General features: G+C 43.4%; 12 protein-coding genes. 1 reads left to right on the top strand and 11 read right to left on the bottom strand.

From position 1 onward, the window contains the following. Positions 1–127 precede the first annotated feature (127 nt). The gene (locus tag AAFP14_RS03955; protein ID WP_341730997.1) at positions 128–1,789 is read right to left on the bottom strand and encodes a CTP synthase; all 1,662 of its coding nucleotides are present in this window, start codon (positions 1,787–1,789) and stop codon (positions 128–130) included. Positions 1,790–2,171: 382 nt separating this feature from the next. Here AAFP14_RS03955 and AAFP14_RS03950 point away from each other — a divergent pair, with 382 nt between their 5' ends. After that, positions 2,172–4,682 carry a VIT domain-containing protein gene (locus AAFP14_RS03950; RefSeq protein ID WP_341730996.1) on the top strand — a complete coding sequence of 837 codons (2,511 nt, stop codon included), beginning with the start codon at positions 2,172–2,174 and terminating at the stop codon, positions 4,680–4,682. 72 nt (positions 4,683–4,754) lie between these two features. Here AAFP14_RS03950 and AAFP14_RS03945 read toward each other — a convergent pair whose 3' ends face one another. The 10 genes from AAFP14_RS03945 to AAFP14_RS03900 all read right to left on the bottom strand — a co-directional run bounded on the left by AAFP14_RS03945 (position 4,755) and on the right by AAFP14_RS03900 (position 19,889). Continuing rightward, positions 4,755–5,909: an RNA-guided endonuclease InsQ/TnpB family protein gene (locus AAFP14_RS03945; RefSeq protein WP_341730995.1), complete on the bottom strand. Its 1,155-nt coding sequence runs from the start codon at positions 5,907–5,909 to the stop codon at positions 4,755–4,757. Between the two features lie 216 nt (positions 5,910–6,125). After that, a complete protein-coding gene (locus tag AAFP14_RS03940) occupies positions 6,126–6,665 on the bottom strand; it encodes a DUF2231 domain-containing protein (RefSeq protein ID WP_341730994.1) in 540 nt (179 codons plus the stop codon). Positions 6,666–6,716: 51 nt separating this feature from the next. Then, complete coding sequence (locus AAFP14_RS03935; RefSeq protein ID WP_341730993.1) at positions 6,717–7,001, bottom strand: hypothetical protein; 285 nt, start codon at positions 6,999–7,001, stop codon at positions 6,717–6,719. 301 nt (positions 7,002–7,302) lie between these two features. Beyond that, positions 7,303–8,412 (bottom strand): hybrid sensor histidine kinase/response regulator, encoded by a 1,110-nt coding sequence (locus tag AAFP14_RS03930; protein WP_341730992.1) that lies wholly within the window; start codon positions 8,410–8,412, stop codon positions 7,303–7,305. A gap of 4 nt (positions 8,413–8,416) precedes the next feature. Beyond that, positions 8,417–11,413, bottom strand: a complete 2,997-nt coding sequence (locus AAFP14_RS03925; protein ID WP_341730991.1) for a PAS domain S-box protein — start codon at positions 11,411–11,413, stop codon at positions 8,417–8,419. Positions 11,414–11,625: 212 nt separating this feature from the next. After that, positions 11,626–14,406, bottom strand: coding sequence for an adenylate/guanylate cyclase domain-containing protein (locus AAFP14_RS03920; protein WP_341730990.1), 2,781 nt, complete (start codon positions 14,404–14,406; stop codon positions 11,626–11,628). Between the two features lie 48 nt (positions 14,407–14,454). Continuing rightward, on the bottom strand, positions 14,455–16,029 hold the full coding sequence (locus AAFP14_RS03915) for a PAS domain-containing sensor histidine kinase (RefSeq protein ID WP_341730989.1): 1,575 nt from the start codon (positions 16,027–16,029) through the stop codon (positions 14,455–14,457). Then, on the bottom strand, positions 16,026–16,562 hold the full coding sequence (locus AAFP14_RS03910) for a Rab family GTPase (RefSeq protein ID WP_341730988.1): 537 nt from the start codon (positions 16,560–16,562) through the stop codon (positions 16,026–16,028). The genes AAFP14_RS03915 and AAFP14_RS03910 overlap by 4 nt, the downstream gene beginning before the upstream one ends. Positions 16,563–16,564: 2 nt before the next feature. Continuing rightward, complete coding sequence (locus AAFP14_RS03905) at positions 16,565–19,270, bottom strand: OmpA family protein (RefSeq protein ID WP_341730987.1); 2,706 nt, start codon at positions 19,268–19,270, stop codon at positions 16,565–16,567. Positions 19,271–19,280: 10 nt separating this feature from the next. Beyond that, the gene (locus AAFP14_RS03900; protein ID WP_341730986.1) at positions 19,281–19,889 is read right to left on the bottom strand and encodes a DUF4085 family protein; all 609 of its coding nucleotides are present in this window, start codon (positions 19,887–19,889) and stop codon (positions 19,281–19,283) included. Positions 19,890–20,489 lie beyond the last annotated feature (600 nt).

Raw genomic sequence — 20,489 nt, 5'->3', positions numbered from 1 at the left:
TATTAATAATGTGTCACATCCGCCGTCACGCATCTAAATATTCCTTGATTCTGCTTCGGAGTTGCTCAGAACAACTTTCCTACAAAAATCTTATCAAACTTGATGGTCAAATTAGATGCGTGGCAGCTCATGTGGTTCCTGCAACTTTTTCGGGAACCCAATCGAGGGCCTGTGCTTCGGGAAAATCATGCTTTCCCTGGAGGCTCGCAGCCTCCATGAATCCCTGAAATAATGGGTGAGGGGAGCTGGGTCGAGATTGGAATTCTGGGTGAAATTGGCTGGCGATGAAAAATGGATGGCTTGGTAATTCGATCATTTCTACCAAGCGGCCGTCGGGAGATGTTCCCGAAATAGCATAACCTGATTCTAGGAAAAGATGGCGATAGGCGTTGTTAAATTCGTAGCGGTGCCGATGTCTCTCGTAAATCACTTGTTGGTGGTAAAGTTTGAATGCTAGGGTGTCTGGGTTGACGCGACACGGATATAAACCGAGTCGCATTGTTCCGCCCAAATCTATCACATCTTGCTGTTCTGGCAATAAGTTAATCACTGGATTTGTGGTATTGGGGTCAAACTCGGCACTGTTGGCATTTTCTAGTTGGGCGGTGTTGCGAGCCCACTCAATCACAGCACACTGCATTCCTAAACACAATCCCAAAAAGGGAATTTTGTGCTGTTTGGCGTATTGGATGGCTGCTATTTTGCCGTCTACTCCGCGAATTCCAAAACCTCCGGGTACAACAATGCCGTTGATACCGGTGAGATAATTTTCGATATTTCCCGATTCTAAATCTTCTGAGTTAATCCAGCGTAAATTGACGTCACTACCGATGGAGATTGCTGCGTGCCGCAAGGCTTCCACGACGGAAAGATAAGCGTCGTTCAACCGCACGTATTTGCCGACTAAAGCAATATCAATTTTGTGACTGGGGCTGTAGAGTCGCTTGACTAAAGTTTCCCACTGAGTCAAATCGGGTTGGCGATGTTCGAGTTGCAGCAAATTGATGGTTTGTTCTGCCAAACCTTCGTTTTCCATCATCAGTGGCACTTCGTAGATACTTTTGGCATCTTGAGCTGTGATGACGCATTCTTCGGGTACGTTGCAGAATTCTGAGAGTTTTTCTTTCATGCCCAAGGACAGGGGACGATCGCACCTACAGACCAAAATATCAGGTTGAATGCCGATCGAGCGCAATTCCTTCACCGAATGCTGAGTCGGTTTAGTTTTCATCTCCCCAGCCGAAGGAATCCAAGGTATCAACGTGACGTGCATATACACAACATTTTGGCGGCGGACATCCTTGCGAAACTGGCGAATTGCCTCCAAAAACGGCAGGGATTCAATATCTCCCACCGTGCCGCCAATTTCGGTAATTACCACATCGGGATTGGTATTTTGTGCAACTCGGTGAATGCGCTCTTTAATCTCGTTAGTGATGTGGGGAATCACCTGCACCGTACTCCCGTGATACTCGCCACGGCGTTCTTTATTAATCACCGCTTGATAAATCGACCCCGTGGTGACACTGTTGAGCCGTGACATGGATGTATCGGTAAAACGCTCGTAATGACCCAAATCCAGATCGGTTTCTGCACCGTCTTGAGTCACGAACACCTCCCCGTGCTGAAACGGGCTGAGAGTGCCGGGGTCAACGTTAATATAAGGGTCTAGCTTCAGAATGGAGACAGAATAGCCGCGGGACTTCAACAAGCGCCCCAAGGAAGCAGCGACTATTCCCTTACCGATGCTGGAAACGACACCGCCGGTCACAAACACAAATTTGCTCATAAGACTTTTGACTTTAGATGTTTTTGCTTAAGGTAACACTCAAATCTAAAAGCTAAAAACCAAATTGTCCAGCATTCATGGAGTATTTTTTGAATCTGCGGTGGGTACAGCTATTTAATTGTCTAATTTAGTCGTGGACGCAAAAAACCCGGTTTCTTCCAAAAATAGTCCTTTTTTTCGACAAATATTCACGCAGAAACCGGGTTTTTGAATCCCCATGTGTCCAGGACTGTAATTGATGAAAGATGCAATTTAGTAGGTTTGACTCGATCGCCCCACGATCCATAGTCGGTAATTTTTGGCACATCCCTGACTCAGGAACGTTTCGCGAAGGTTAAGGTCATGGTATGTAGAGCATTTCCAGTCTGCTAAAAAAATTGCTATGAAGTTTGTCTGTGTTTTATCTGCCCAACGGTTGCTTTCTGCTGGTATGGCACTCCTGGCTGCGATCGAGTGTAGCGCGTGGCTGGCTCCCGATAGAGCACGGGCGATCGCTCTTGGGGGACATTCTGCTGCTGCATCACCACAACTCCTGGCTAGAAATGAGGTTAACTGCCGTAGCGACGGATACTCGCCCCAAAGTCGGTGTCCCGTCGGCGGTTTGTTCGTCCCAAGTCAAAATCCGGGCCAGGAACAAGTCTTTGGGCTCAAACAAACTCAAGTTAAAGCTAAAATTGCCGGCAATATCTCCCGCGTCGAAGTTGTTCAGAAGTTTGAAAATTCTTTCACCGAACCTTTGGAAGCTGTTTATGTGTTTCCTTTACCTGACGAAGCGGCGGTGGATGATATGGAAATTAAAATCGGCTCACGAACTATCAAATCTGATATCAAACGACGAGACGAAGCTTTGGAAATTTACGAAAAAGCTCGAACCCAAGGCAGAACAGCGGGTTTGTTGGAACAAGAACGGGACAATATTTTTACTCAGTCTCTGGCAAATATCAAACCCGGAGAGCAAATAGAAGTTACCATTCGCTACACCGAAAGTCTCAAGTTTGAGGGAGGCGATTATGAATTTGTGTTTCCGATGGTGGTGGGGCCTCGCTATATTCCCAGAAATCTGACCCCCCCCAACCCCCCTTTAACCAGGCCGGGGGCGGTTAATACCGATGCCGATCGCATTAACCCGCCTGTACTGCCTCCAGGAACGCGATCGGGTCACGATATCGCTGTGAATGTAGAAATAGATAGCGGAATTCCGATTAGCAATGTCCGTTCTACTTCTCATCAAATTACGACCTCTCGCAGCGGCAATATTGTGCAAGTGCAACTAGCCAATTCTGATACAATCCCCAATAAAGATTTAATTTTGCGCTATCGAGTAGCTGGAGAAAATACCCAGGCAGCAGTCCTGACTCAAGCTGACAAGCGAGGCGGTCATTTTGCAGCTTATCTGATTCCGGCATTAAATTACAAAGCTAATCAAATTGTACCCAAAGATGTCGTGTTTCTGATGGATACTTCCGGTTCTCAACAGGGAGAACCGCTAGCCAAATCCCAGGAATTGATGCGCCGTTTTATTCAAGGTTTAAATCCCCAGGATACTTTTACAATTATTGATTTTGCCAATACTGCCAAAGCACTTTCACCCACTCCTTTAGCCAATACTCAGCTCAATCGAGAAAAAGCTATTGATTATATCGCTAAATTGCAAGCTAACGGCGGTACTGAATTGCTCAATGGCATCCGAACCGTGATGAATTTTCCGGCTCCAGAAACCGGAAGGTTGCGGAGTATTGTACTAATTACTGATGGTTATATTGGTAATGAAAAAGAAGCGATCGACCAGGTGCAACGGAGTCTCAAACCGGGAAATAGACTCTATAGTTTTGGTGTGGGCGGTTCTGTAAATCGGTTTTTGCTTAACCGTTTGGCCCAAGTGGGAAGAGGCACATCTCAAGTAGTTCGTCAAGATGAACCGACGGAGGCCGCAGCAGAAAAGTTTTTTCGCCAAATTAACAGTCCGGTATTGACGAATATTCAAATTAGTTGGGAAGGAATGGGGGAAAAAGCGGAGATTTATCCCCAGGTGGTGCCAGATTTGTTTGCTAGTGCACCGCTAGTTTTGTTTGGCCGGCAGAACGATCGCACCAGTGGCCAAATTCGTATCCGCGGCACTGAAGCTGACGGCAAAGTTTACGAGCAGATTTTACCCGTGAATTTTGCTCCTTCTGTCAATGTTCGCCAACGGGAGTCAAATTCAGTTGTCACGACTAATCTGGATTTTGGCAATCTGGCGATCGCTCAACTTTGGGGTCGATCGCGGATTCAGGATTTGATGAATCAAATGTTTGGTGGCGAGACTAAATCTCTGGTGGAATCAGTGACTAATACTGCTTTGAGCTATGGCTTGCTGTCGGAATACACCGCGTTTGTGGCTGTGAGCTCAGAAGTGCGGGTGGAACCAGATGGATCGCGTCGGCGAGTGCAAGTGCCTGTAGAACTGCCACAGGGGATGAGCTATGAAGGTATTTTTGAGTCGGACGAGGCGATCGGGCAAACTAGAGGCGGTGGTTCCCGTGTCAACCCAACTCGCCGGGAAGCACGATCGGCACCACTTCAGGAAGTGGCGAAACCCAGTTACCGGGAGTTGAAACCCCAGCAGCCAAGCACTTCTCCTTTGCAAATAGCTAGTGTCGAAGGGTTGGATGTGTCGGCTATTGCTGCTTTGACTCAATACCTGCAATCTGTGATGTTACCGACTGGGGTTACTGGGGAGACGGTTTGGGAATTGTGGGTACAAGATGGCCGGGTGGTGCGAGTGGCGATCGACTATGGAGCCTCGACGCTACAAGCCGCTGAGCCAATTAAGCATCTCCAGGAAGCTTTAACTTCCTGGAAACCACCCGCAGGAGTAGGCGGCAAAGTGCGCCTGAAGTTAAAAATTAATTAATCCCACAGGTTAAGCAATAAGTTGATATTTGAAATACTCACCGGCCTCTCATGAGCGGTGATTGTTGACGCTTCATCGGGTTCTGCTACCTTTCATAGTCTGACAATCCCTCTGCGCCCGTTTATAGTCGTGGCGATTCCCCATCCCGACTTTCTCTATATTCTTAGCAGCATTTTCATCTCTATCTTGCTTGGTACCACAACTTAGGCAAAGCACTGAGCGGATAGACAAATCGACTTTGCCCCACCTAAAGCCACAGTCCGAACAGACTTGGCTGGTGGGTTCCCATCTGCTAATCACATTGAATTCCCTGCCCAACTTTTCAGACTTGCCCTCGCAAAGTGTCCTAAATTCTCTCCATCCTTGCTGACTAATCGCTCTTGAAAGTTTCCGATTCTTGACCATGCCCGACACGTTCAAATCTTCCAAAATAATAACTTGGTTTTCGTTGACTATTTTAGTTGACAATTTGTGGAGGAAATCCTTGCGAGTATCGGTAATCTGATTGTGCAGTTTCGCAATCTTAATGCGGATTACATTCCTTCTTCTAGAATCATGAGGTTGACGAGCTAATTTGCGTTGCAGTTTGCGAACTTTCCGGTCTAACTTTTTATAGCTAGGGCTTTCGGCTTTTTCACCATTGCTCATTACCGCAAAGGTTTTAATTCCTAAATCAATCCCGATACTTGGATTTTTAGCTTCAGATGCAATTGGTTGAATTTCTACAACAAAGCTCAGAAAGTAGCGATTCGCACAGTCCTTGATTACCGTGACCGAGCTAGGTTCTGATGGCAACTCTCTAGACCATATTGGATTGACAATCCCAATCTTGGCTAAATAAATCCCATCACCTTTGAGAGAAAATCCTCCAACCCTAAAACGTGCTGACTGACTACTGGTTCTTTTCTTGAACTTAGGATATCCAACTTTACGTCCCTTTCTCTTTCGTTTGCAGGAGTTGAAAAAGTTCTTAAAAGCGACATCTAGGTCGGCAACCGATTGCTGCAAAGGAACGCACGACACATCTCCTAGCCAAGCCCTTTCTTCGGTATTCTTAGCCCCAGTTATGACGATTTTCTGCAAATCTGCCGAACTTGGCTTTTTGTCTGACCGCTTGCAGAGCGCAAGTGCATCGTTCCAGACTACGCGAACGCAACCGAACAACTGAGCGAGGCTCTGCTGCTGTTGGCTGGTTGGGTAAAATCTGTAGCGAAATCTTGCTTTCATAACCGTGTTAAAGTTGGTCTGTTGCTAAATAATATCTTGGTTTGCCAAAAATGACAACTGTGTTAGCGGGGGCGATTTTGCCGGAATCTACTAGGCGCTATTTTTCCTTGCTTGGGGCTGGCCAAGTTAACTCTTGGGAAGTTCAAGAAATTGATACCTCAAAAATATAGTCCTCCTCAATTTGATAATTGAGAAGGACTATATTTTTCACAAAACCTACTGATTGCGGCTGGTAGGGCCGATGACACCGACTTTGTGACGAAAACTGAGTTCGCCACCAAACCAGCCTGTAGCCCCCAGTAAGGTTGCAACGACAATGGAAATTGCTAAACCTGTTGGTACAATCGCTGTTTCTGGGTTTCCTTGTCGCAAAACCAGGTTAATCAGGGAAAGTACCAAAGCTGCGACGTTGCCGCCCATGTGCAACCAGCCAGCACTACGCTCGCGCACTCTTTTTATTTTAAAAAAGTCTAAAAAACCGGTGATCCCAGCCAAAATGCCCGCACCGAAACCGGCACCGATGAGCCAAACTGAGGCTCTTGCCCAAAATGGATCGCTTGTGAGCCAGTAGCCGATGTCAGTACCGGCTGCTCCTACCAAGAAGGCTACGGGAAATACAATCAGCACTGGGTGAAGCGGATGGCCTGCGACTGAAACTGTACTCACTATGCCACCATCGAGATATTCTCGATCGTCAGTTTCCAGAATGGGCGGAATATTGGGGAAAGGGGCAGTGTTTCTCTGATTTGTTTCCATGATTGCTACAGATAACTTTGGTTAAAAAACTCGTCTTTAAATTGATTGAATTTAATCCCAAATTCGCTCACCATTTTCGTCAACGCGGGCCTGCCGAATTACGTCGGAAATTTCTTCAGCGTCTTTGACGTGGTGCAGGGCTTTCTTTTCCCCATCCGGCTCTTCGACGATGACATAAGTGGGAACTGTAACTATATCTCCAGTTATGTCTGGAACGTGGTCTACTGCGAGTTGCTGGGCTTTTTCTTCGATGGTTTGTGGTTCGTCGGAAATGCGATCTCCCGGATTGGCACTGCGGAAAATATCTTTAGTTTCGTTGGGTTTGTCGATGCTCATAGATCCTCTCTGGTATTTCTTAATTGGATGTTGGTAACAGTAATTGATACTATTGAACGAAAAATATCCCTGATGCTACATCTCTCAAGGGGTGGAAGTTTCCGTTATGCCGATCGCAGCTAGTCTCTATCTATAGGTAGAGCCTTGATTCTAGGTTGAAGGCAGAAAGCTACATTAAATAAAATATTTTATTTAATTGTTGATTTTTGGTGCAGCAACAACAGCTCAAATAACATTAATAACAAGATTTTTTTATTACTAAAACAGGCCGGGGGCTGGCCTATTGTTCTTTAGTCAACACTCAACTATAAAAAGGCAGTGCGACAGTAAATGTACTACCTTTACCGATCGCACTTTCCACACTTATGGTACCGCCGTGGAGGTCAACAATGTGTTTGACAATACAAAGTCCCAACCCCGAACCTTTAATATTGCTGACATTACCACCCCGTTCAAACTTCTGAAATAATTTACCTATATCTTCCGCTGTCATACCAATTCCTTCATCGCGAATGCAAAAAATGACTTGCTGAGATTGGCTGCTTAATTCTAGAGACACCTCACCGCCATTGGGAGAATATTTAATCGCGTTTGACAGCAAATTTGTGAGTAGATGGTGCAGTAGTTTGGCATCGACATTCGCGTACAACAATTTTTGTTGATTCCGAAAGTTTATGACGTGTTTTTGAGTAGCTATCGGTTGCATATCATCTAATATAAGATAGCACAAATCTACCAGATTAACCGACTTTAAGTTCAGCAAAATTTTCCCCGAATCTGCTTTGGCTATCATTAAAATATCTTCCAGCAATTCACTCATATTAATCGCAGCTTTTTTAATGCGTTCTACCGTCTTGCTGGCTGTGAGTATACGACCCGAAAAATCGCAATCCTCCAGCATTTCAGCGGAGAGTTGTATGGTAGTCAAGGGAGTATTTAAATCATGGTATACCATGGCTAAAAAACGAGATTCGTTTTCGCTTTTGGCCGCAAAGAATGCAAGTTCTTGTTGCATTTTAACCGTTTCTTGATGTTTGCTCAATGCAATCTTGATGGTGGCGTGTAGCTCTCTTTCTTTAAAAGGTTTGAGGAGGTAGCCGTAGGAACCAGTATTTTCTGCTCGCTCCAAAGTTTCTTCGTCTGCATAGGCAGTTGTATAGATAATTGGTATATCTAATTTTTGATTGATGATCGTTGCTGTTTCTATGCCGTCTATTTGACCTTTAATGACTATATCCATCAAAATTAAATCTGGCTTCATTTCGCCAGCACGCTCGATGGCATCGGCTCCTGAACAAACAATACCGGCTATTTTATAACCCAAGTTTTCCAATTTATTGGATAAGTTTTTAGCTATTAAAAGTTCGTCTTCTACAATCAAAATATTAATATTTTTTTCAGAAATTTCCATGATGCTAAAGCCTTTTAAAATATTTTAATTCACTGAACTTTAAATGAAAAGTAGAGCCTATTTCTCCTGAGAGCTCAATATTTCCTTCTAGCTGTTCGGTTAAAGTGCAGACAACTTGAAATCCCATAGAATTAGTTTTTTTGAAATTAAAACTTTTGGGAAAACCTTTGCCGTTATCTTTGACGATGAGGTGGATTTCCCGATCGCCTGTTTGATAGCATTCTACACTAACCGTACCATTTGTGCGATCGGGAAAAGCGTGTTTCAAGGTATTTGACACTAATTCATTAGCAATTAAACCGCAGGGAGTCGCCGTTTCAATATTTAGCCAAATAGGTTCCGCTAATACCTGCAACTGAATACGATGGTCGCTAATATTGTAAAAATTAAATAAGTTAGTTACCAAGTCTTCCAGATATTCGCCAAAATTAATTTGTGCCAAATTTTTAGACCGATAGAGTTTTTCATGAATCAAAGCCATAGAATAAAGACGATGCTGACTTTCTTCAAACATCTTAGCTAGTTGTCGCTCGCCAACGATGTCAGATTGGAGTTCTAACAGACTAGCCACTACGCAGAGGTTGTTTTTGACACGGTGGTGAATTTCCTTCAGCAAAATTTCTTTTTCTTTCAGAGATTTTTTTAATCGATCTTCAGCTTGTTTGCGCTCGCTCAATTCGGCTTGCAGTTGCTGGTAAAGCAGAGATTGCTGAATGGCGATCGCCAATTGATTCACCAACTGCTGAAATAAATTTATTTCCCATTCTTGCCACTCACGGGGCCGCTCGCACTGCTGAGCAATTAGCAATCCCCAGAGTTGATTTACCTGAAAAATGGGCACGACTAATTTTGCTCTAACTTCAATTTCTTTCATGAAATCTACTAAATCATGTGTAATCCCGCGCCCTTTTTGTTCGGATAGATCGCAAAAGAGACCACGCACATAAGTCGGGTAATTTTCCGATCTAAAAATCTCTTCGGAAAAAACTCTATTCATCAGTGGACTGCATCCCTCCGCCACGGCTTCAGCAATGACTTTGCCACGACCTTCGGGTAAAATTTGATACACCAAAACGCGATCGGCTAAAACTACTTGCTGAAGTTCAGCCACGGTTGTGTTGAGAATTTCCTCTAATTGCAAAGATTGGCGGACCCGACGGGCGATCGCCTCCACAAGTTGCTCTTGCTCGAACTGTTGCCGTAAAGCTATTTCCGCATATTTAGAATTAGTGATGTCGGCTGCATACCCAATAATTTCAATCGGTTTTCCCCGACAGTCTACTAATAGCTTCAGTTCCGTCCGCAGCCAGCGGTAAATTCCATCCTTATGCAAAAAACGATACTCACAACAGCGATTTGTTTCCACCGATAAATCTGATAAAGTCACTAAAAATAGCCTGATATCTTCAGGGTGAATATGACTAAGCCAGAACCCAGTATCAACTAAAAACTCTGCCTGGTTATAACCGACAAGGGACCTCACATTATCGCTAATATAAGTAGTAGCAAAATTCCCTTCTGGCGAGACAGTAAAAATTACCGCTGGATTAGAAGCCAGCAAAAATTGTAACCGTTCTTTCAACTGCTGTAATTGCAATTCTGAGCCCTTACTATCGCTGGTATCTTCGATCGCACCCATAGTATACAGGGGGCTGCCATCAACATCCCGAATCAGTGTCACCGTCAATTTCACCCACATCAATTCGCCGTTCTTTTTAGCACAGCGTTTTTCAATTTGAAACCGAGGAATATCCCCATCTATAAGCTGCTTAACCAGCTTTAAATCTGCTTCTAAATCTTCCGGGTGAGTGACATCAGCAAAACTCATTGCCACCAACTCTTCGTCACTGTAGCCAAACATCTGGCGGTGAGCATCATTCACTTTAACCATGCGAAAGTCCCCCACACTTGCCAAACTCAGCGCGATGGGAGCATCGTCAAATAAATTGCGAAACTTGTCCTCGCTCTTTTGCAGTGCAACTTCTGTCAATTTGCGCTGAGTAATATCTCGTGCTACCAAAATTACTCGCTCCAAGCCGAAGGGCGAAATATTTGCCTCAAACCAGATTAACTTACCACCAATTTGCAGAGTGTAATCGATTCTCTCTGTCTGTTGAGTTATCAGGGTGCGCTCAATGTAGCTGAGCCAGAGTTTGGCTTCTGCTGCTGGCAGAACTTCAGCAACAGTTTTTCCCAGCATTTCTTCAGAAGGTTTGTACAAAAGTTGGGGAGCAGAGGGGGCAATTTTGACATAGCGACCTTCGGCATCAAGCACCAGTACAATATCAGTCATAGCATTAAAAAGTGCTCGCAGTTCTGCTTCGGAGTTTCGCAGTTTTTCTTCGACTAACTTGCCTGCTAATACTGCCATTTCGTAGCTTTCATTGTGCTGATGAACTCGTTGTTCTAACTCCGCGTTGATTTGTTGCAAAGCTGTTTCTGGAAATGGGCGATCGACTTCTGACTTGTTTTCTAAGCATTCACAGGGTGTTTCCAAATGCTGTACCACTTCGGGTTGCGACTTTTGTGCCAGATTGTAAATTTTTAATCGTAGGGTTTTTTCAGTTATTAAACCTACTAATTGACCTGCATCATCTATAATTGGTAATTGGTCAATAGAGTGTTGAATAAATAGGTCGATCGCTGTAAATATATCGGTAAATTCTGAAGCTTTTAAAGTAATAAATTTTTCCTGAATGACATCGGCTACTTTCGTTTCTTGCCAACGAGATTTTGTGGCAATTAAATTTACCACATCTCCTTGATTGAGGATTCCAACGAGCTGATTTCCGTCCATCACTAAGACACAACCGCTGGATGGTTTTGCCGTTTTACTGGAATTGACAATGGGTTGTGAATTAGTTAGATCATCACTATTTATCGCCTGACTCATCAGGGCGATCGCATCCATCAAGCTAGTTTCTGGTGCAACTGTTAGAGGATGGCGATCGATCGTTTCTAGATGTGATGATAAAAATATCGGTACATTGGCAAGTTCCATTAATCTTGACCTGTTTGGGTTTCTCCACTAATTTTAGCAATAGTTTTACTCAGTAGTTAGTAGTTCGTGGCGATCCCCTGAGCGACGAAGCATCATCCAAGAGTTAGTTGTTAGTTAACCCATGAGTAATAACCACTAACCAATAACCAATAACCCTTCGACTTCGCTCAGGGCGACGCCACTAACCACTAACCAAGAACCAATAACTAAATTTATTTTTCGCCTATAATTAAATAAGTTGTCATCTCCCCTTTCCCTTTAACATGAATAGTTTCCCGCCGCTCGAATAAGTATTTGTGTTTTAATAAATTATAAGTAGCTTCGCTCACTTGAATTCGCCAAGGCAAACCGTGAGATTCCATGCGAGAAGCAATATTAACCGTGTCGCCCCACAAATCGTAAATAAATTTCTTGATACCAATTACTCCCGCCACGACTGGGCCACTATGGATACCGATGCGGATGCTAAAATATTTGTTATTTTGAGCATTAAATCGGGCTATTTCTGTTTGCATATCCAGGGCCATTTGGGCGATCGCTTCGGCATGGTCTGCCCTAGGCTCAGGCAATCCTCCTACTACCATATATGCGTCGCCAATAGTCTTAATTTTCTCTAACCCCAGCCGTTCGCAAATCAGGTCAAAGCTGGAAAAAATTTGGTTGAGCAACTCCACCAGATCGATGGGATTCATCAGGGTAGACAAGTGTGTAAAACCCACAATATCTGCGAATAAAACGGTAACTTCAGGAAAGTATTCTGCAATAGTAGTTTCATTTCGTTTAAGCCTTTCTGCTATGGGCTTTGGCAAAATATTTAAAAGGAGTTTTTCGGATTTTTCTTGTTCTTCCCGGAGGGCATCTTCTGCTTGCTTGCGTTCGGTGATGTCATGGTAACTCCAAACTCTGCCGATGATTTCATCTCCCAGTCGCTGCGGTTCAGAGTAGCGTTCAAAAAATCTGCCGTCTTGAAATTCTAACAAATCGTAACTTTCCGCTTCTGGCTGCTCGTAAAGTGATTCTATTCTTTCTTGAAATGCTTGGGGATCTTTCAGTTGGTTGAGGACAAAAGCCACCATTTGTGCGTCCGATCGCAGTGCCATCACTTCATCGGGAATGCCCCACATTTCTATAAATTCTCGGTTGAAACTGACTATTTTTCCCGTGCGATCGGTGGCTAAAATCCCGTCAGCAGTGGAATCAAAAGTTGCTTGCAGCAGGGAGACAGATTGGGCTAAAGCATCTTCAGCTTGTTTGCGAGCAGTAATGTCTCGCAAAATCGCGCGAATTGCCACTAGCTGACCATCAGCAAATTTACAGCTTATACTACCTTCCAACAAAATTTGTTGATATTTTTTGGTTACAAAAATTGCTTCTACCGAATCTGGATAAAAAGTATTTTCATCTATTTCTTTGTCGCGAATTGCCAGATCGAATATGTGAAGAGAATCAGGGGAACTGTTGGGGTGAATGATATCAAATACTGTCATTTTAGCAATTTCTGCTTCGCTGTACCCAAGAGTTTCTCGCCAAGCCCGATTGACGTACAAAAAATGACCGTCTGCTCCAATACTTTGAATCAAGTCGCTAGCATTTTCAAATAAGTCTCGCAGTTGTTCTTCACTTTCTCGCAAGGCTGCTTCTGCTTGTTTGCGCTTAATAAATTGACCAATTTGGCTGCCAATTGTTGCCATAGTCTGGAGCAATTCTTCATCGTAGCACTGCACCTCGCAACTAAAAAAAGCGATGACACCCAAAATTGACCGGGTAGAATTTTCCTGTTCGTAGTCGCCCAAAATTGGGAAGCAAAAAGCTCCATGCAATCCCGATCTACCCGCAATTTCTCGGCGGTAAAACTTGTCACTTTCACTTATATCTCTAATCAACTCAGGGGAACCAGTGGCCCAAACGCGCCCCGGTAATCCTTCCCCCATTGCAAAGGTAGTTTGTTCTGCAACTTCTACAAATTCGCGAATAGACATTGAACGTTTTGTCCAATTTGCCACACACCGGAGCAGATTTGGATCGGAAATCGGAACTTTTCTCTTAGTTACTGACATTAGCTTTTCACCTATTTCTGGCATCCAGAGTTCGGCGGTATCCCATCCCAAACTGTCGCAAATTACAGGCAGGATTGCGGCGATCGCCTTTTTGATTGTTTCCGATGCCGAGAGTATGCGCGTGGTGACATATTGAGCTACTTTTCGCTTGCTAGCCCGCTTTCTATCTGTAATATCTCTACCGATATACAGGAAATCCTTGAGCTCTGTCGTCCCATCAGAAATACTCTTAATATCACTGGGAATAGGGGTACAGGAAAAAGCCAATGTTAGCTTTTCACCTGTTTTTGCAGTGCAAATTACTTCCCCCTTCGTTTGAACCAATTCACCTTGTTTACTGAGATCGTGTAAAGATTGACCTATGGGAGCGATCGCATTTATTTGTCGTCCTACTAATTCCGAGTCACTGTAACCAAACAAATTTTGAGCAGCTTGATTAACTTTTTTAATTTTTCCACTGGCGGTAGTCACTAACAAAACTTCTGCCATGGAAGTAATGATTTTTTCCACATAATTGTTAGTAGCTGCTAAGGTACTCAATAAAATATTCATTTCATTGGTCGCCTGAACAAGAGTTTGTTCTAAACCCATCCTGTCTGTTACATCTTCAAAAAATATAATTAATCTTTGATGACTTTCATCATTTCTGAATTCGACGATATACATATCAAAATACAGTCGCGAGTTATCCTCTAAAACCCGCGTCATCGCTTTTAAATCAAAATTTGGCAAACGTCCTTCAAAGATATCGATTAAAATTTCTTCAGTTCCTACCAATTCTGGAAAGTGAAGGCGGACATCATTTCCCGATACTATTTCGTCACAGTAGGCAAAACGCTGTACATTGGCAGATGTCTCTTGAATTAAAAAGTCTCTATCTAGTGCTAGGTACTCCAGGTGGTGAGGAACCAATAGTTTTTGTAACAGGGTTTTCATTTGGGATCTTTAGTAGTAAATGCGCCCTTGGTATCCAGAAATCTGAGATTAATCTATTTGCTTTGATTTGTAATATGGAATGGTCACTATAAAAGTAGTACCTAACCCTGTTTCGCTGGAAAATTCAATTTGACCGCCGTGCAAGTCTACACACTGCTTGACTATGGATAAACCTAGTCCAGTACCGGGTATTTTACCTACATTTTGAGCCCGGTAATAAGATTCAAACAGTTGTTCTTGGTCTTCTATAGGAATGCCAATTCCTTCATCTTTAATTTTAAATATAGCTTCTTCATCATAACAATGCAACTCAAAATAAACATTGCTATCGATTGGCGAATACTTAATACCATTTGACAACAAGTTTGTCAATATGTGTCGCAGCAATTTTTTATCCATTGCGGGTAATTTTTTGCTCTCATCATAAGATTTATTAATTAATCTCACCCGCGACATTACTCGCCTGTAAATAAAACAAACTGCATGATTTTTGCCGAAGCTAATTTTGATAGATTCTACTAAATCGTTGCAAAAACTTTTCAAGTCAACTGGTGTGGGATTGAATTTCAATTTCCCTGCTTCTGCACTACTAAGCAACCGAACATCATCTAATAGCTGAGCCATGTGTTTAGATGCTGATTGAATGTGTTCTAGGTATTCTTTTTTCTCATTGGCTGTAATTTCATCGCCGTATTCTTTGAGAATTTGAGTAGAAAACAATACTGTATTTAAAGGATTGCCAAATTCGTGAGCAAGCATCGAAAAAAAGCGAGATTTTACGTCTCTGAGTTCCTGTTCTCTTGCCAAAGACCGACGAATTTCGATTTCTTGTTGCTTGCGTTCTGTAACATCTCTACCTATGTACACAAAATCATATAGCCCCTTCAGTTCCGTCTGAATCGCCGCACAGGAAAATTCTACCCAAATTTCTGCTCCTGTTTTTGTCGTGCAGACTACCTCCAATTCTCTCACTAATTCTTCTTGAGACAAAATATAATGGTGGCGTGCTTGATAAAGCAATGTTTCTTCCACGACAATCATGGACAAAGGCTGTTCGACAATTTCTGATTCGGTGTACCCAAACAACAATTGAGCTGATTGGTTTACTGTTTTGATGATGCCCAAGGTGGTTGTGACTAACAAAGCATCCCCCATAGATATAATTACTTTATCTATGTAATCTCTCGAAGCTTCTAAGGCTCTCACTAAAAGATTTGCCTCATTAGCTCTTTGGATTAATGATTGCTTCATTACCATTTTTTCGGTGGAATCTTCAATCAAAATTAGTAATTTACTTTGTCGTTCTTCTTCTTCTTGTTCTTCGTTGTTTTCATGTTCAATTACTAACAGATCGAAATATAAAGGATGATTATTGTCGGTAAACCTAGCAATCCCCTTGACTTGAAAACTTGACCTCTGTCCGATAATTATAGATGTGAGGATATTTTCAACTCCAATTAATTCAGGAAAACAGATGCGGGCATCCACACCGGGTAAAGCCTCGCCCGCTGTATCGGCAAACCGCTGCACGGCTGAGGAAGTTTCCTCGATAATGAAATTGTGATTAATCACAAAATATTCAGTTTCTTGGGGGACTAACAGCTTTCTAAAAATATTGATCATACTTGTTCTACCATTGTGTAAGCTAGTTTATGAAAAATTTCATCGACGTCTTTGCCCGTTTTAGCAGATGTTGTGTAAACTGCGACTACTTTATCTTGACCTATGGAATGGGCAATTTCCACTAGCAGTGCTAATTTTTCTTCGTCTATCAAGTCTACTTTGTTCAAAGCGATGATTATTGACCCTTTTGGGTTGACTGAAGAAAAAAGCTTAATGTGTTCGGAAATTCGCTCAACAGTTTCTGAGCGGCTGACATCGGCAACAATTAAAACGCCGCCTGCTCCCTGCAAATAAGTCGGGGCGATACCTTTGAATTTTGTATGCCCCTCTAAATCCCAAATCAGCAACTGTGCTGTGACAATTTCCTGTTTTGTGCTGTTTTCTAATACAATGCTTTTGCGAGAAATTTTTACTCCTACGGTGGACAGATACTGGTCGCTGAATTGCCGATCGACAAAACGGCGGATCATGCTGGTTTTACCCACGCCAAAATCGCCGATCATGCACATTTTTTTAGAGATAGTAACTGACATAATTATTTGCTGTTGATGCTCTTAGTTATTGGTTCAAATAGCACGCACCTGCTTAAAAGTAGCGGTTGATTTTGTGCTACATCCACAGGAGGACTGTTGCTGGCGACGACTTGGAGGCGCTGCGGGTCAGCACCTTGCAAGACCAGGGCATCTCGCACGGTGGCTGCACGCCGGAGCGACAACTGTTGATTGATGGCAAATTCTCCAGTGCGATCGCTGTGCCCAATTATCTTAATACTTTTTTGAGGATGCTGTCTCAAAAAATCTCTGATATTGACAATTGTCTCTTGATATGTTGAATCTAATTTTGCTGTTCCTGGCTCAAAGTAAATGCGACTTGTAATTTTCAGTGGATCTAATTTAACTGTGCTAATGACTGATTGAACTCCGGGAATTTGCTTAAAAGACTCAGTAATTTTCTGCACATCTGACTGTTCCATCACTGTTCCTTCTACTGTAACTCGGCGATCGCCATACCGACTTGAAATAGAAACACCCCAGAGTTTGTTTAGAACCGCAGTGATTCGCTGTACCTCAGCCTTTGTCAACACTGGATCGGGAGGTAGCTCGACCGCGACAATTTGATTGTCTAATTTCAAATTTGGTGCCGTTGATGCAGCTATTTGGCCAGCTTTTACTCGTAATTCGGGATTTGGCAACTTTCCGGTTAACTTCAGAGTTTTGCCTTCAACACTCACATTTAAGCGATAAACCGCTAATTCTGGAGTCGATCCTAAAGCGAAAGTGGCACGATCGGCAAGGCGACGGTCAAGGTTACTGCGGTACTGATAAATTCCCCAAGGTACTACGATTAAGCTTAGCAATGCTAAGCTCAGTCCCGCAAGGGCTAGGGGGGGTTTTGCTGGTGTTTGCAGTTCTGTTTTAAATTTTGCTAATAAACCCAGTAACAGTGGATGCAGGTCATCAGATATGGTACGGGGGTTGCCGTTAAATTGATTGATAGATTTTCCGTAATTGATGATAATCCTGCTGACAGTTTCCCGCATTTTTTTGATAAAATTTTGGGGTGGTTCTCCTTTGATTACTGCTGCTAGGTAACAGTATCCGGCTACTTCTAGCATAATCTTGGATTCACCGTATTCAATTTGATTTAGTTCGGAAATTTGTCCTGGTCTCACAATACAATCATTCACAAAGCTGCTAATAGCTGTCAGCATTCCTGCGACCATTTCTGATTCGAGTTGGTAATCTCCTAATTGTTGAGCTTCGGAAATCACTAACCCTGATGCCTTGTGAATTAAGAATACTGCTTGGACGGTAAAAGGTATGGATTCTTGAAGGATTAGTTCGGCTTCGGAGACTCCTTGGACTTTGGAGCGAATTTTCCGCTTAACTCCTTCGACGCTGAGGGTGTTTGAGACTTTTTCATTGATGGTCTTGATGGCTTCTGCCATGTATTTAGAGATGGTACTGCCAATTACCGGATAGAGTGCATCCACCATTGAATCTCGTTCAAACTCAATTTGGGCTGTAATGGCTTTGCCCATTTCCGGCCCTAGGGCTTGAGCGATCGACTCTTGGTCGAGGCGAATTTGTTCTTTAATTGCCATGCCGATTTCCGGGGCGATCGCCTTAGCAATATCTGCGGGTGAATTGTGGATTTGTTGAGCAAGTGCGTCGGGAAGTAACTCAGCGATCGCCGAACTCATGGCTTGCTTATTTTCTTGAGTTTTTGCCCTAATCACTTCGTCAATAATCGGTACGATCGCCTTTACAACTTCTTCCTTAGAATCTGTTATTTTACGGCTGAGAATTTCTGCGATCCAAGGTAGCATCAGAGCAATCAACTCTTGGGGATCGTAAAGTTGGTGCTCCAATTTTCCTAATTTTTCATCGATGGTGGTCATCAGACGGCGGACTGCGGGCAAATCGTTTTCAGCCAACAGATTTTTCACTTGCTCAATATCTGATATTTGCGAGCCGAAAATCAAATGTTGCAGCCTTTCCATCGCGCTGTCGGCTTCATTGAAATCCTGTTTTATTTGTCCGAATATTTCTGTCGGCTGCGATAGGTGCGTGGGCTGTTCGAGTGAAGCCATTTCTAGAGCCAAAGCCTCCGCAGCATCTAAATGGGCGATGGATGGTGGCTCCTCGGTGGCTGGAACAACCGGAATATCGCCTATTGCTGAGGGTTGTACCTTGGTTTGGGGAGCAGCCACAGGCTCTAAATTAAGACCGCTCTCCTGAGATGTGTGAGCTGGTTGTGCAGCATTTTGAATCGGCGAGGTAGACAAGTCCTGAATCTGGTGAGCTCTCTGGTCTAGCTCCACCTCGCCGATCGCCAAAACATCTATAGTATTAACTGATGAATAGTCTTTTTCTAGTTCTGAAGTATTCAGTTTTTGAGTAACAAATAGCAAATTTTTAAACTCTTCCAAAAAAGCCAGTGCATCACCAGAATCCGCTTCACCCTCGAAGCTTTCTGGTTTTGCACTTGCTTCAACTTCCTCAGACCTACCTAACAAATCTTTCAACCCACCGAGTAGCTGCGTGCGATCTTCTTCATCACTGCTGTCTGGTTCCGACTCTGGAGTTTGTCGGTTTGAACCTGCAATAATTTTGAGTTCTACCAACAGATGCACTAACGGTTCAAGCTGAGCTGTTTCATCGTCAGCAGATTCATCAGGTTTAGAAATCAAACCCTCCAACTCATGTTCGTCAGCCGGATTTTCTTTCTGTGAGGTCATGGGTTGTTAATTATCCGTGATGGTGACGCTCTGGTAACAAAAATTCGTTATTTAGCTTATTATCCGTCACTCCCTTGAGTTCCGGTACAAATTCAGTGCCTTTGAGCCTCATGCCTAGTTCAAACAAAATTTCCGCCATGTCATCTCTGGAAACTTTGACTTCTCTGAGCATGGAAAAACGCCGATCTAGTTCTTCAAAAACTTGTGTTTTGAGAGTGCGAGTTTCTTCCGAGAGTCGCTCTCTAGTTTGGGATAGTTCGTCACGAATGGAAGTGGTTTGATTGTCTATCGCCTCGTCCAGGGCTTCTATGCTGCTAGAAAATTTTCGGTTAACGCGATCGATTTGCTGACGGAGGTCTGCGCTTTCTTCTTGGGTATTCAAGGTGATTGATTTGATTTTCTTTTCAAATGAATCAACCGCCGCCCTCATTTCTCCGGAAAGAACTGTTTTTATTTGTTCGATGCGAGCTTGCATATCTTGCTGCATCATCGACAACTCAGAATCTATTTTATCGAAGCGATTATCGTATTCTCTAAGCTGAGCTCCGAAAATTATATCGCGAATCTGGTCAATATTGCCCAGGCGTTCGCGCATTTCTTCTTTAGTTATTTCGGCCATGATTTTACCTCGAATCTCCGAAAAATGTGAATTTGAGAACTGTGCTAGATTTTTTGGCGAAACCGCCAGTCGAGCCATAAAAACGGACTCCAGAGGCTTCTCACCCACTTTTACCCTGATTTGCGACAGTTGTTTGGGACAGTTGCCTGTGTGACATAGGCCCTACGGTTTGAGACTCTTTCCCCTGAGTCGGGGATAAGTTTCTTTAGAGAATTCACTCTAAATATCCTGAGATTCAGATTGTTGGGCGCAATCCTGTTACTAAAAATGGCGATTTGCCATCTTTACCTTGCAGCAAGCTAGTCAAGGGTAGACTTTCCTGAGAGGGCAAGGTAGATTTTAATGTCTTTTATTGACATTTTCTATGATATCGCATCTTGACTGTAGCTTTAGCGACAGCAGCTTATCCACCACTAAAAAGCAGCGATCGCGAACACACATCTAATTATTTATCATGTTTAGACAGAATTATTCAGTACCAATAGCCACTATCTTGACCGATGTCACCATCTCCCCATCTCAGCGTCTCCCCCTCTACCCCACTCCCCCTCTACCCCTCTACCCCCACCTCAAAACTCCCAGACTCAGTACATGGGGAGG

The organism is Microcoleus sp. EPA2 (assembly GCA_020882975.1).
Lineage (GTDB): Bacteria > Cyanobacteriota > Cyanobacteriia > Cyanobacteriales > Microcoleaceae > Microcoleus.
Note: the sequence above shows the minus strand (reverse complement) of the source record. Positions and strands in the feature narration are given on the sequence as shown.

Excerpts from the sequence above, each read along its gene's own strand:
- AAFP14_RS03955 (WP_341730997.1), bottom strand. The coding sequence starts at position 1,789 with ATGAGCAAATTTGTGTTTGTGACCGGCGGTGTCGTTTCCAGCATCGGT.
- AAFP14_RS03950 (WP_341730996.1), top strand. The coding sequence starts at position 2,172 with ATGAAGTTTGTCTGTGTTTTATCTGCCCAACGGTTGCTTTCTGCTGGT.
- AAFP14_RS03945 (WP_341730995.1), bottom strand. The coding sequence starts at position 5,909 with ATGAAAGCAAGATTTCGCTACAGATTTTACCCAACCAGCCAACAGCAG.
- AAFP14_RS03940 (WP_341730994.1), bottom strand. The coding sequence starts at position 6,665 with ATGGAAACAAATCAGAGAAACACTGCCCCTTTCCCCAATATTCCGCCC.
- AAFP14_RS03935 (WP_341730993.1), bottom strand. The coding sequence starts at position 7,001 with ATGAGCATCGACAAACCCAACGAAACTAAAGATATTTTCCGCAGTGCC.
- AAFP14_RS03930 (WP_341730992.1), bottom strand. The coding sequence starts at position 8,412 with ATGGAAATTTCTGAAAAAAATATTAATATTTTGATTGTAGAAGACGAA.
- AAFP14_RS03925 (WP_341730991.1), bottom strand. The coding sequence starts at position 11,413 with ATGGAACTTGCCAATGTACCGATATTTTTATCATCACATCTAGAAACG.
- AAFP14_RS03920 (WP_341730990.1), bottom strand. The coding sequence starts at position 14,406 with ATGAAAACCCTGTTACAAAAACTATTGGTTCCTCACCACCTGGAGTAC.
- AAFP14_RS03915 (WP_341730989.1), bottom strand. The coding sequence starts at position 16,029 with ATGATCAATATTTTTAGAAAGCTGTTAGTCCCCCAAGAAACTGAATAT.
- AAFP14_RS03910 (WP_341730988.1), bottom strand. The coding sequence starts at position 16,562 with ATGTCAGTTACTATCTCTAAAAAAATGTGCATGATCGGCGATTTTGGC.
- AAFP14_RS03905 (WP_341730987.1), bottom strand. The coding sequence starts at position 19,270 with ATGACCTCACAGAAAGAAAATCCGGCTGACGAACATGAGTTGGAGGGT.
- AAFP14_RS03900 (WP_341730986.1), bottom strand. The coding sequence starts at position 19,889 with ATGGCCGAAATAACTAAAGAAGAAATGCGCGAACGCCTGGGCAATATT.